This is a genomic window from Streptomyces sp. CB02058, from assembly GCF_001905505.1.
Classification (GTDB): Bacteria; Actinomycetota; Actinomycetes; order Streptomycetales; family Streptomycetaceae; genus Streptomyces.
This window is the reverse complement of the sequence record NZ_LIPG01000005.1, coordinates 207,852-220,546: the sequence shown is the minus strand read 5'-3', so window position 1 is coordinate 220,546 and position 12,695 is coordinate 207,852. Positions and strand designations below refer to the sequence as shown.

Below are 12,695 nucleotides of genomic sequence, written 5' to 3'. Positions count from 1 at the left end.
GTCATGGCGTGAGCGATGTTGGGAAGAACGTCCGGCTGACCGCCGGCGATGCCGAGTTGACCGTTGACCCCGTCCATGGCTGCCGGATCAGCAGCCTGCGGATCGGAGGCACCGAACTGCTGCGCCAGGGCGAGCGGTACGGCAGCTTCCCGATGGTGCCGTGGTGCGGGCGCACCGAGAACGGCCTGTTCCGCAACGGCGGCGAGCCGCACCAGCTGCCGCTGAACTCCCCGCCGCACGCCATCCACGGCACCGGCCGCGACACCGCCTGGAAGCTCGCCCGGCAGGAGAAGGCGGAGGCGGCCTTCTACTACGACCTGGCCGACCCGTGGCCGTACGAGGGCCGGGTGACGCAGTCCTTCGAGCTGACCGAGGACTCTCTCACGCTGAGCCTCGGTGTCGAGACGTACGGGGACTCCTTCCCGGCGCAGGCCGGCTGGCACCCCTGGTTCCGGCGGAACCTCGGCGGGCAGGACGTGGGCATCGCCTTCGACGCCGCCTGGCAGGAGGAGCGGGGCGACAACCACCTGCCGACCGGCCGGCGGATCGATCCCCTGCCCGGCCCCTGGGACGACTGCTTCGGGATGCCCGACGGCGTCGACGTGAAGCTCACCTGGCCCGAGCAGCTGGAGCTGACGGTCAAGAGCCGGGACGCCTGGGTGGTGATCTACGACGAGCAGGCCGAGGCGGTCTGCGTGGAGCCGCAGTCCGGGCCGCCGAACGGGCTGAACACGGACCCCCGGCTCGTCACCCCGATCGACCCCCTGGAGATCGTGACGACCTGGAACTGGGTGCGGCTCTGAGCCCCGGCGGCAGCGCTTACCCTCGTTGACATGACTGACGTACGCGCTGAGCTGCTCCAGCAGATCAAGGACAAGGCCGTGGTGCACGGCAAGGTGACCCTCTCCTCGGGTCTGGAAGCCGACTGGTACATCGACCTGCGCCGGATCACGCTGGACGGCAAGGCCGCGCCGCTGGTCGGCCAGGTCATGCTCGACGCCACCGCCGAGCTGGACTACGACTGCGTCGGCGGTCTGACGCTGGGCGCCGACCCGGTGGCCACGTCGATGCTGCACGCCTCGGCGGCGCGCGGGACGAGCCTGGACGCGTTCGTTGTCCGCAAGGCGCAGAAGGCCCACGGGATGCAGCGCCGCATCGAGGGCACGGACGTCAAGGGCCGCCGCTGCCTGGTCGTCGAGGACACCTCGACGACCGGCGGTTCGCCGCTGACGGCGGTCGAGGCGGTGCGCGAGGCCGGCGGCGAGGTCGTCGCCGTGGCCGTGATCGTCGAGCGCGGCGCGGCTCCGGCCATCGCCGAGGCCGGTCTGCCGTACGTTCACGTCTACTCCGTGGCCGACCTAGACCTGGCCTGACCTGCGGCTTCATCGGGGCGCTCCCTGTTTCACGTGAAACAGGGAGCGTTACTGCGACGGGCAGCGTGGAGCCGGGACGAGAGTCTGGGAAGATAAGGGCGACGATGACGTCGCCCCCAGGTCAGGGACCAAGCACTGCACACCCGCACATCCCAAGGAGCGGACAGATGCCCATCGCAACCCCCGAGGTCTACGCCGAGATGCTCGACCGGGCGAAGGCAGGCAAGTTCGCCTACCCGGCCATCAATGTGACGTCGACCCAGACCCTGCACGCTGCACTGCGCGGCTTCGCGGAGGCGGAGAGCGACGGCATCGTCCAGATCTCCACCGGTGGTGCCGAATTCCTGGGCGGCCAGCACAACAAGGACATGGTGACGGGCGCCGTTGCCCTGGCCGAGTTCGCGCACATCGTCGCCGCCAAGTACGACATCACGGTCGCGCTGCACACCGACCACTGCCCCAAGGACAAGCTGGACGCCTACGTGCGCCCGCTGCTCGACGTGTCCGCGGAGCGTGTCGCCAAGGGTCTGAACCCGCTGTTCCAGTCGCACATGTGGGACGGCTCGGCCGAGACCCTCGCCGACAACCTGTCCATCGGCCAGGAGCTGCTGGCCAAGGCCGCCGCCGCCAAGATCATCCTCGAGGTCGAGATCACCCCGACCGGTGGCGAGGAGGACGGCGTCACGCACGAGATCAACGACGAGCTGTACACGACCGTCGACGACGCGCTGCGTACGGCCGAGGCGCTGGGTCTGGGCGAGAAGGGCCGCTACCTGCTGGCAGCGTCCTTCGGCAACGTCCACGGCGTCTACAAGCCGGGCAACGTCGTCCTGCGTCCCGAGCTCCTCAAGGACCTCCAGCAGGGCGTCTCCGAGAAGTACGGCAAGCCGGCCGGCAGCCAGCCGTTCGACTTCGTCTTCCACGGCGGCTCGGGCTCCACCGCCGAGGAGATCGCCACCGCGCTGGAGAACGGTGTCGTGAAGATGAACCTCGACACCGACACCCAGTACGCCTTCACCCGCCCGGTCGCGGACCACATGTTCCGCAACTACGACGGTGTCCTGAAGGTCGACGGCGAGGTCGGCAACAAGAAGACCTACGACCCGCGCACGTGGGGCAAGGCCGCCGAGGCGGGCATGGCCGTGCGTGTCACCGAGGCGTGCGCCAACCTGCGCTCCTCGGGCACCAAGCTGAAGTAAGTACGTCACGGACGTACGGGCGGGCCCGGTCACCCTTCGGGGGGCCGGGCCCGCTCCATGTCCGAGAACCCGAGGGATCCGCATTGAGCACGTCTGCGCGCTACGACTTCGACACCGTCATCGACCGCCGGGGGACCTGGTGTGTCCAGTGGGACGGGGTCGCCGAGCGCTTCGGGGTGGACGGGCTGCTGCCGTTCACCATCTCCGACATGGACTTCGAGACCGCGCCCGAGGTGCTGAGCGCACTGCGCGCACGCCTGGACCACGGTGTCCTCGGCTACACCACGTGGCAGCACGACGACTTCCTCTCGGCGATCGGGCACTGGTACGCGACGCGCTACGGCACCGGGATCGACACCGGGCGGGTGGTCTACGGGCCGTCCGTGCTCAGCCAGCTCTCCCAGCTGCTCCAGATGTGGACGGCAGAGGGCGAGGGCGTGGTCGCCCACACCCCTGTGTACGACGGTTTCCGCAAGGCGGTCACCGGGCTCGGGCGGGAGCTGCGGGGCGTACCGCTGGGGGACACGGCGGCCCTGGAACGGGAGCTGGCGCGGGACGACGCCAAGGTGCTGGTGCTCTGCTCGCCACACAATCCGACGGGGCGGGTGTGGACGGAGGCCGAGCTGCGGGAGATGGCCTCGCTCGCACGGCGGTACGGGGTGGCGGTGGTCTGCGACGAGATCCACGCGGACTTCGTGCACGACGGGTACACGCATGTTCCGTATGTCCGGGTGGCCGGTGACGGGCGGTGGGCCGTCATCACGTCCGCGTCGAAGTCCTTCAACTTTCCGGCGCTGACCGGGTCCTACGGAATCATCGGGGACCCGGCGGACCGGGCGGAGTATCTGCGCCGCATGGAGACGGCGGAAGGGCTCGCCTCGCCGGCGGTGCTGTCGCTGACCGCGCACATCGCGGCGTACCGGTCGGGCGGGGAGTGGCTGGACGCGGTGCGCGCGTACATCGCGGAGAACCTGGCGCTGGTGGCGGAGCGGCTGAACGGGGCGTTCCCCGCGCTGGCGTGGGAGCCGCCGCAGGCCGGGTATCTGGCGTGGATCGACCTGCGTCCCCTGGGGGTGGACGACGAGGCGCTGCAGCGGGTGCTGATCGAGCGGGAGAAGGTCGCGATCATGCCGGGCGAGGTGTACGGGGCGCCGGGGTTCGTACGGCTGAACGTCGGGTGCCCGCGGAGCAAGGTGCTGGCGGGGGTCTCCGCGCTGGTACGGGCACTGGAGGGGCAGGACGGGGGCGCGGGGCGGGCACTGGAGGGGTAGCGGGGCGCGCGGCGGGGTGCCGCTCCGCCGCGCGCGCCGGGCGGGCATGCGCGTGGCGTGAATGGCCTCTCCGGGCGGCAGCGGTGATGCTGCTCGTATGAGTGATGTGGACGGGGACGGGATCAGGGTCGCCTCGCCCGTCGGGCGGTGGGTCGTCCTGACCACCGTGCTCGGGTCGAGCATGGCCCTGCTCGACTCCACCGTCATCAACGTGGCCCTTCCCCGCATCGGCCAGGACCTCGGCACCGATCTCGCCGCCCTGCAGTGGACCGTCAACGCCTACATGCTCACCCTGGCGGGGCTGATCCTGCTCGGGGGCGCGCTCGGCGACCGGTTCGGGCGGCGGCGGGTGTTCGTGCTGGGGGTCGTCTGGTTCGCCGTGGCCTCGCTGCTGTGCGGGATCGCACCGAACGCCGAGGTGCTGATCGCCGCGCGGGCCCTCCAGGGGGTCGGGGGCGCGCTGCTCACGCCCGGCTCGCTGGCGATCATCCAGGCGAGCTTCCACCCCGACGACCGGGCCCGTGCCGTGGGGCTCTGGTCCGGGCTCGGCGGGGTCGGGGCGGCCGTCGGGCCGTTCCTCGGGGGCTGGCTGGTGGACGGGCCGGGCTGGCGGTGGGTGTTCCTGCTCAATCTGCCGCTCGCCGCCGTCTGTGTGCCCGTGGCCCTGCGCCACGTACCGGAGTCGCGGGACCCCGGCGCCCATGGCCGCTTCGACGTGCTCGGGGCCGCGCTCGCCGCGCTCGCGCTCGCCCTGGTCACCTATGCGCTGATCGAGGTGCCGGAGCAGGGCGCGTCCGTCCTGGTCGTCGGCGCGGCGCTCCTCGGCGTGGTGCTCGGGGTGGCGTTCGTCCAGGTGGAGCGGCGCAGGGCCGAGCCCATGGTGCCGCCCTCGATCTTCGCGTCCCGGCAGTTCACGTCCGTCAACATCGTCACCTTCTGCGTGTACGCCGCCCTCGGCGGGTTCTTCTTCCTGTCCGCGATCCAGCTCCAGGTGGTCGCCGGCTACTCCGCGCTCGGTGCGGGCACCGCGCTCCTGCCCACGACGGTGCTGATGCTGCTGTTCTCCGCGTCCGCAGGCGATCTCGGCCGGCGGATCGGGCCCCGTATCCCGCTGACCGTCGGCCCTCTGCTGGCGGCGGCCGGAATGCTCCTGATGCTGCGGGTCGGCCCGGACGCCTCGTACGTGGCCGACGTCCTGCCCGCCGTGCTGGTGCTGGGCCTCGGCATGGTCACCCTGGTGGCACCCCTCACCGCGACCGTCCTGGCGGCCGTGGACACCGGCCGGGCCGGGCTGGCCAGCGGCATCAACAACGCCGCCGCGCGGGCCGCGGGGCTGCTCGCGGTGGCCGCGTTGCCACTGCTGGCCGGGATGGGCCCGGAGGCGTACCGGGACGCGGGGGAGTTCGCCTCGACGTTCCGGCGGGCGATGCCGATGTGCGCCGGGCTGCTGGTGGCCGGATCGGTGATCGCCTGGTGGACCGTGCGGGGGCCCGAGGCGGCCAGGGAGGAGCCGCAGCCCGCGTGCACCATGCACTGCGGTGTCTCGGCCCCGCCCTTGGAGCCGGAGCCCGGACCCAGGCACACTTGAACCATGTCCATCCACGAGAACCTGCTCGGGGGCCCCGCCCCGACCCATCTGCCCGACGACCCGGAGCCGCGTGAGCTGCTCGCCGCAGGCACGGCGCCCGCCGATGTCGCGGCGAAGTACCCCACCTCCTCGCTGGCCTGGGCGCAGCTCGCCGACGAGGCGTACGAGGGCGGCCGGGTCATCGAGTCGTACGCGTACGCGCGCACCGGCTACCACCGGGGCCTGGACGCCCTGCGCCGCGCGGGCTGGAAGGGCCACGGCCCCGTCCCGTTCGAGCACGAGCCGAACCGCGGCTTCCTGCGTGCGCTGCACGCCCTCGCGCGCGCCGCGCAGGCCATCGGTGAGCAGGAGGAGTACGAGCGCTGCTCGACCTTCCTGCGCGACTCCTCGCAGACCGCCGCCGACACCCTGGGCTGAGAGACGCCCCCCGGCTTCCGGGCCCCGCGGGCAGCAGCCCCGCGGGGCCCGACGCGTTCCCGGGAAGGCCGTTAGGATGCCGATCAGGGGACCGGAGCTCCACCACCTCAGAGGAAGGGGCGGACCGCTACCCGGAAGCTCGTGTCGAGGAGACAGAAATGTCGGCCATCCACCCCGACCCCGAAGCCACCGGTGCGGACACTCCGCATCTGGACTTCGCGGGAACCACTCCGTACGAGGACTACGTCCAGGCGGACGTCCTGACCCATCTCCAGCACCTGCGCTCCGACGATCCCGGCGAGATGGTCTTCCTGGTCACCACCCAGGTCATGGAGCTGTGGTTCACGGTCATCGTCCATGAGTGGGAGACGGCGGCGCACGCCCTGCGCGAGGACCGCATCCCGGTCGCCCGCGACGCGCTGAAGCGCTCGCTGCGGGAGCTGGAGGCGCTCAACGCCTCCTGGAAGCCGCTCGCCGGCCTCACCCCCGCCCAGTTCAACTCCTACCGGGGCTCGCTCGGCGAGGGGTCCGGCTTCCAGTCCGCGATGTACCGGCGGATGGAGTTCCTGCTGGGCGACAAGTCCGCGTCCATGCTCGTGCCGCACCGGGGCGCGCCCCGTGTCCACGCCGAGCTGGAGAAGGCGCTGTACGAGCCCGGCCTGTACGACGAGACGCTGGCGTTGCTCGCCCGGCGCGGGTACGCCGTGCCGCAGTCGGTGCTGGAGCGGGACCTCTCGCGGAAGTACGAGCCGTCCCCCGCGGTCGAGGCCGTCTGGGCGGAGATATACGCGGCCCCGGACCAGAACGACGAGCTCGTGCGGCTCGGCGAGGTGCTCACCGATGTCGGCGAGCTGGTGTGGCGCTGGCGCAACGACCATCTGACCGCCACCCGGCGGGCGATGGGCTCGAAGACCGGGACCGGCGGATCGGCCGGGGTCGCCTGGCTGGAGAAGCGGGCCACCAAGAGCGTGTTCCCCGAGCTGTGGACGGCGCGTAGCCATGTCTGACTTCCGTGAGCGCGCGGAGGCGCTCGACTCCGCCGACGGACTGGCCGCCCTGCGCGAGCTGTTCCTCCTCGACGACACCGTCTACCTCGACGGCAACTCGCTGGGCGCGCTGCCCGCCCATGTCCCCGCGCGCATGCAGGACGTCCTCACCCGGGAGTGGGGCTCGCTGCGCATCCGCTCGTGGGACGAGAGCGGCTGGTGGACGGCGCCCGAGCGGATCGGCGACCGGATCGCCCCGCTGGTCGGCGCCGCCGAGGGGCAGATCGTGGTGGGCGACTCCACCAGCGTGAACGTCTTCAAGGCCGTCGTCGCCGCGACCCGGCTCGCCGGTGAGGGCCGGGACGAGATCCTCGTCGACGCGACGACGTTCCCCACCGACGGGTACATCGCCTCGTCGGCGGCCCGGATGACGGGCCACCGCGTCGTGCCGGTCGCCCCGTCCGACGTGCCGGACGCGCTCGGGCCGCGCACGGCGGCGGTCCTCCTGAACCACGTCGACTACCGCACGGGCAGGCTGCACGACCTGCCCGGTCTCACCGCCGCGGTCCACGACGCGGGCGCGCTCGCCGTCTGGGACCTGTGCCACAGCGCGGGCGCCCTGCCGGTCGGCCTCGACGCCCACGGTGTGGACCTGGCCGTCGGCTGCACGTACAAGTACCTCAACGGCGGCCCCGGTTCGCCCGCCTACCTGTACGTCGCCGAGCGCCACCAGGCGGCCTTCGACTCGCCCCTGCCCGGGTGGACCTCGCACGCGGACCCGTTCGGGATGACTCCCGGCTACGTCCCGGCGGACGGTTCCGTACGGGGCCGGGTCGGCACCCCCGACATCCTGTCCATGCTGGCGCTGGAGGCGTCGCTCGACGTCTGGGACGGCGTACCGGTCGAAGCCGTGCGGGCCAAGTCCCTCGCCCTGACGGACTTCTTCCTTGAGTGCGTCGCCGCCTACGTCCCCGAGGGCAGGGTCACCCCGGTCACCCCGGTCCCGCACGGGGAGCGCGGCAGCCAGGTCTCCCTGCGCTGCGAGGTGCCCGGGGAGACCGAGGCGGTGATGCGCGCGCTCGTCGAGCGCGGAGTGGTCGGCGACCTGCGGCGCCCGGACATCCTGAGGTTCGGTTTCACCCCGCTGTACGTGGGCTTCGCGGACGCGGAGCGCGCGGCGCGGATCCTGGCGGAGGTGCTGGGGGTCTGAGCCGCCCGCCGCCGTACGCGTCCGCTCCCCGGGCCCGTACGGCGGCGGTCCGCCGTACTGGTACCGTCCCCGCAGGTCAGTCCAGTTGGGCACAGGCGTAGGACGGTTGGAGCAGCATGTCGGATTCTGCCGCGCGTGATCGGGACGCCGCCGAGACCGAGTCGGCGTTCGCGCATCCGGTGGTCGCCCCCGACGGGTCCGCGGCCTACGGAAGCCACCCCGACCAGGTGATCGACTTCTTCGCGCCCCGGGACGGCCGTGAGGGCGCCCCGCTCGTGGTGCTGCTGCACGGCGGGGCCTGGCGCGCCCCGTACGACCGTCAGCACGTGTCGCCCTTCGCGGACTTCCTGGCGCGGCGCGGCTTTGCCGTGGCCAGTGTCGAGTACCGGCGCGGCGGCGAGATCCCGCGGCAGGGAGGGGAGGGACCGGTCGCCGGGCGGTGGCCCGAGACCTTCGACGACGTGGCCGCGGCGATGGACGCCCTGCCGGCGCTGGCCGCCAGGGAGCTCCCCGGCGCCGATCCGCGCAAGACCGTGGTCACCGGGCACTCGGCCGGCGGGCAGCTCGCCCTGTGGGCCGCGGCCCGGCACGTACTCCCCGAGGGCTCGCCGTGGCGGCTGCCCGCTCCACCGCCGCTGCGCGGGGTCGTCGCGCTGGCGCCGATCGGGGACTTCGCGAGCGCGGTGGAGCTGGACGTCTGCTCCGGTGCGCTGCACCAGCTGCTCGGCGGCGCCGACGACTTCGAGGCGCGCAGCGCGCACGTCGATCCGGCCCTGCTGCTGCCGACCGGGATCGCGACGGCCGTCGTCCAGGGGGTGGAGGACACCACCGTGCCGCAGGCCGTGACCGAGGCGTTCGTGGACGCCGCGGCGAAGGCCGGGGAGATGGTGGGGCTGACCCTGCTGGACGGTGTCGGGCACTTCCCGCTGATCGACCCGTCGGCGGACGCCTGCGCGGTGGTGGCCGAGGAGATCGCCCAGCTGGCCTGGTAGTACTTGCGATGGACGGCTGGGAATCCGCTTCACTGCTGACGACCGGGGCCCCGGTCGGCACCTACCGTGTCAACGTGACCGAGACCAAGACCAGAAGCCCGGAATTCCGGCTGGCCGCAGGGGCGATAGGCGGCCTGCGGCAGGACCTCCTCCACGACGTGTTCGCCTACCGCCCGCTCGGCCCGCTCGGCACGGACGGACCGGTGATCCGCCGGCTGCCGAGGGCCGTGAGGGCCCGGGCCGTCTGGTTCCCGCACGCGGTGGTCGGCGCGGTCGCGCTGATCGCGCTGCTGGACGGTGTCTTCACGGCGAACGACTACTCGCCGTTCGGCATCGCCACCCTCATCACCGCGTTCCTGCCGGTCGCCACGCTGCTGATGACACTGATCCGCCCCGTCCTCGCGTTCTGGGTCTCGCTCGTGTCGACCCCGGTGGTGGCCGTGGTGGGCAGTGGCGACTGGCCCTGGCAGGTGAGCGCCTTCATCTGCCACCTGGGGGTGCTGGTCGTCGTCGCGGCGAGGACCCGGCCGCGTACCGCCGCCTGGATGTGGCTGGGCACTCTCGTTGTCGGGAGCCTCCTCGGGAACATCGGCCCCGGCTTCTCCAACACCGCGCCGATGGCCGTCACCTCCGCTTTCGCCCTGCTCGTCGTCGCCATGGTGCAGGTGCGCCGGGAGGCCGAGCGGGAGGTGACCGTGCAGCGCACCGTCACCGCCGTCGAACGCGACCGGCGCACGCTCCTGGAGGAGCGCACCACCATCGCCCGGGAGCTGCACGACGTCGTCGCGCACCACATGTCCGTCGTCGCCATCCAGGCCGAGGCCGCCCCGTACCGGGTGGAGAACCCGCCGCCCGAGCTGGAGCAGGCGTTCGCCACGATCCGGGAGAACGCCGTGGCCGCCCTCACCGAGCTGCGCCGGGTGCTCGGCGTCGTACGGGCGGAGGACTACGAGGCGCCGGACGCCCCGCAGCCCACCCTCGCCGAGCTCGACCGGCTGCTGGACAACGTCCGGGAGACGGGCCTGCAGACCGAGAAGACCGTCACGGGCGCGGTGCGGGAGCTTCCGCAGGGCGTCGAGCTGTCCGCCTACCGGATCGTCCAGGAGGCGCTGAGCAACACGCTCCGGCACGCGCCGGGAGCCTCGGCGCGGGTGGAGATCGGCTATGTGCTCGGCGGGCTGGGCGTACGTGTCGTCAACGGCCCCGCGCGGGGGCTGGTCAAGCCGTCGCCGGGGGCCGGCCACGGGATCACGGGGATGCGGGAGCGGATCGCGATGCTGAACGGGGAGATGACCGCGGGCGGGACCGAGGACGGCGGATACGAGGTCGCCGTGTTCATTCCCGTGCAGGCCGACCGTGAGCGCACCGAGGACGGTGGGGGCGCATGAGCGAGTCGCCCATCCGGGTACTGATCGTCGACGACCAGATGATGGTCCGCGAGGGCTTCTCCGTCCTGCTCAACGCGATGCCCGGCATCGAGGTCGTCGGCGAGGCCGTCGACGGGCGCCAGGCCGTGTCACAGGTCGCCGCCCTGCGGCCCGACGTGGTGCTGATGGACATCCGGATGCCGGAACTCAACGGCATCGAGGCCACCCGCGAGATCGTCGCGGCCGACGCCGACGCCAAGGTGCTGGTCCTGACCACGTTCGATCTCGACGAGTACGTGTACCAGGCGCTGCGGGCCGGTGCCTCCGGCTTCCTGCTCAAGGACGCCTCCGCCCGGCAGCTCGCCGACGGCGTGCGGGTGGTGGCCTCCGGCGAGGCGCTGCTCGCGCCGACGGTGACCCGGCGGCTGATCACCGAGTTCTCGAGGATCGCCGAGGCGCCCCGGCCGCCCGCCATGGCCAGGATCGGCGACCTCACCGAGCGGGAGACGGAGGTGCTCGTGCTGATCGCCCAGGGGCTGTCGAACCTGGAGATCGCCTCGCACCTCGTGGTCGCCGAATCGACGATCAAGACGCACGTCAGCCGCGTCCTGGTGAAGCTGGGACTGCGGGACCGCACCCAGGCGGCCGTGTTCGCCTACGAGGCACGGCTGGTCACGCCCGGATAGCGTCGGCCCATGCACGTCTCCTTCGACCCCTGGTCCCCGGCGTTCGTGGCCGACCCGTACCCCGCCTACGCCGCGCTGCGCGCCACCGGCCGGGCGCACTACTTCGAGCCGACGCGGCAGTGGCTCGTCCCGCACTACTCCGACGTGTCCGGTCTGCTGCGCGACCGGCGGCTCGGGCGGACGTATCTGCACCGCTTCAGCCACGACGAGTTCGGGGTCGCGGCCCCGCCCGAGGCGCACGAGCCGTTCCACACGCTCAACGGGAACGGGATCCTCGATCTGGAGGCCCCCGACCACACCCGTATCCGGCGGCTCGTCGCCAAGGCGTTCACACCCCGCAGGGTCGAGGCGCTCGCCCCGACCGTGGAGCGGCTGGCCGCCGCCCTCGTCGACGACTTCGTCGGCGCGGGCGGCGGCGACCTGCTGAGCGCGGTCGCCGAGCCGCTGCCGGTGGCCGTCATCGGCGAGATGCTCGGTGTGCCGGAGGCCGACCGGGGGCTGCTGCGGCCCTGGTCGGCGGCGATCTGCGGGATGTTCGAGCTGAACCCGCCGGAGGAGACCGCGCGGGCCGCCGTGCAGGCGTCGGTCGAGTTCTCCGCCTATCTGCGGGAACTGATCACCGCGCGGCGCGCGGACCCGGGGACCGACCTGATCTCCGGGCTCATCGCCGCCCATGACGACGAGGACCGGCTGAGCGAGCAGGAGATCATCTCCACCTGTGTGCTGCTGCTCAACGCGGGCCACGAGGCGACGGTCAACGCCACCGTCAACGGCTGGTGGATGCTCTTCAGACACCCCGAGCAGCTGGCCTCGCTGCGCGCCGACCACGGCATGCTGCCGACGGCAGTCGAGGAACTCCTGCGCTACGACACCCCGGTGCCCATGTTCGCCCGGTGGGTCCTGGACGACATCGAGATCGACGGCACCGTCATCCCGCGCGGTGCGCAGGTCGCTCTGCTCTTCGCGTCGGCCAACCGGGACCCGGAGCGCTTCGCCGACGCGGAGACGCTGGACCTGACCCGGCAGGACAACCCGCACATCTCGTTCGGCGCGGGCATCCACTACTGCCTGGGCGCGCCGCTCGCTCGACTCGAACTCGGCGCCTCGTTCGGTGAACTGCTGCGCAGGGCGCCCGGGATGAGGCTGGTGGCGGAGCCCGAGTGGAATCCTGGCTATGTGATCCGGGGGCTGCGGGAGCTACTGGTCGAGATCTGAGACGAGGGCGCCGGACAGCCGTATGTGGTCCGGGTTGTGCGGGTTCGCCCAGGTGTGCAGTCCCCATGTGGACGCGGCGAACACGCCCGCCGTGCACACGGCCGCGATCAGGACCCGGGACCGCAGGGCGCCGCGCCCGCGCAGCAGACGGAAGGTGAGCACCCAGACGGCCGGTGGGATCAGGATCCCGGCGAGGAGGATGAGGGGCAGCTCCGTCCACAGGACGGAGAGGTCCCTGCCGTGCCCCTCGAAGCCGGCACCCAGGTGCCGCTGGGTGCGGCCCGACGCGCCCCAGACGTACAGGGCGGTCGCCGCCCCGAGCGCCGCCGCCGCACATCCGCCGTACCCTGCCGCGTCACGTTGCTCCATGATCCTCAGGACGTGCGTACCC

General features: G+C 72.2%; 13 protein-coding genes. 12 read left to right on the top strand and 1 reads right to left on the bottom strand.

Annotation, left to right across the window (positions count from 1 at the left end; translation table 11 throughout):
• Positions 1-8: 8 nt before the first annotated feature.
• The 12 genes from AMK10_RS25930 (at position 9) to AMK10_RS25875 (ending at position 12,304) form a co-directional block, all read left to right on the top strand.
• On the top strand, positions 9-803 hold the full coding sequence (locus AMK10_RS25930; RefSeq protein ID WP_073750373.1) for an aldose epimerase family protein: 795 nt from the start codon (positions 9-11) through the stop codon (positions 801-803).
• A 30-nt stretch (positions 804-833) separates the two neighbouring features.
• On the top strand, positions 834-1,373 hold the full coding sequence (gene pyrE / locus AMK10_RS25925; RefSeq protein WP_073750372.1) for an orotate phosphoribosyltransferase: 540 nt from the start codon (positions 834-836) through the stop codon (positions 1,371-1,373).
• A 167-nt stretch (positions 1,374-1,540) separates the two neighbouring features.
• Positions 1,541-2,572, top strand: coding sequence for a class II fructose-bisphosphate aldolase (fbaA, locus tag AMK10_RS25920; RefSeq protein ID WP_073750371.1), 1,032 nt, complete (start codon positions 1,541-1,543; stop codon positions 2,570-2,572).
• Between the two features lie 83 nt (positions 2,573-2,655).
• On the top strand, positions 2,656-3,843 hold the full coding sequence (locus tag AMK10_RS25915) for a MalY/PatB family protein (RefSeq protein ID WP_073750370.1): 1,188 nt from the start codon (positions 2,656-2,658) through the stop codon (positions 3,841-3,843).
• Positions 3,844-3,940: 97 nt separating this feature from the next.
• Entirely contained in the window at positions 3,941-5,431 is a 1,491-nt protein-coding gene (locus tag AMK10_RS25910) for a DHA2 family efflux MFS transporter permease subunit (RefSeq protein ID WP_073750369.1), read from the top strand.
• Positions 5,432-5,434: 3 nt separating this feature from the next.
• Positions 5,435-5,848, top strand: a complete 414-nt coding sequence (locus AMK10_RS25905) for a DUF3151 domain-containing protein (protein WP_073750368.1) — start codon at positions 5,435-5,437, stop codon at positions 5,846-5,848.
• Positions 5,849-6,006: 158 nt separating this feature from the next.
• Positions 6,007-6,855, top strand: coding sequence for a tryptophan 2,3-dioxygenase family protein (locus tag AMK10_RS25900; protein WP_073750367.1), 849 nt, complete (start codon positions 6,007-6,009; stop codon positions 6,853-6,855).
• Positions 6,848-8,044 carry a kynureninase gene (gene kynU, locus AMK10_RS25895; protein ID WP_073750366.1) on the top strand — a complete coding sequence of 399 codons (1,197 nt, stop codon included), beginning with the start codon at positions 6,848-6,850 and terminating at the stop codon, positions 8,042-8,044. Before AMK10_RS25900 ends, kynU begins: the two co-directional genes overlap by 8 nt.
• A gap of 116 nt (positions 8,045-8,160) precedes the next feature.
• A complete protein-coding gene (locus AMK10_RS25890; RefSeq protein ID WP_073750365.1) occupies positions 8,161-9,036 on the top strand; it encodes an alpha/beta hydrolase family protein in 876 nt (291 codons plus the stop codon).
• 74 nt (positions 9,037-9,110) lie between these two features.
• Positions 9,111-10,424, top strand: coding sequence for a histidine kinase (locus AMK10_RS25885; protein WP_073751010.1), 1,314 nt, complete (start codon positions 9,111-9,113; stop codon positions 10,422-10,424).
• Complete coding sequence (locus tag AMK10_RS25880) at positions 10,421-11,089, top strand: response regulator (protein WP_073750364.1); 669 nt, start codon at positions 10,421-10,423, stop codon at positions 11,087-11,089. The genes AMK10_RS25885 and AMK10_RS25880 overlap by 4 nt, the downstream gene beginning before the upstream one ends.
• A 9-nt stretch (positions 11,090-11,098) precedes the next feature.
• On the top strand, positions 11,099-12,304 hold the full coding sequence (locus tag AMK10_RS25875; RefSeq protein ID WP_073750363.1) for a cytochrome P450: 1,206 nt from the start codon (positions 11,099-11,101) through the stop codon (positions 12,302-12,304).
• Here AMK10_RS25875 and AMK10_RS37765 read toward each other — a convergent pair.
• Positions 12,287-12,673 (bottom strand): hypothetical protein, encoded by a 387-nt coding sequence (locus tag AMK10_RS37765; RefSeq protein WP_073750362.1) that lies wholly within the window; start codon positions 12,671-12,673, stop codon positions 12,287-12,289. The genes AMK10_RS25875 and AMK10_RS37765 overlap by 18 nt on opposite strands.
• Positions 12,674-12,695: the final 22 nt, after the last annotated feature.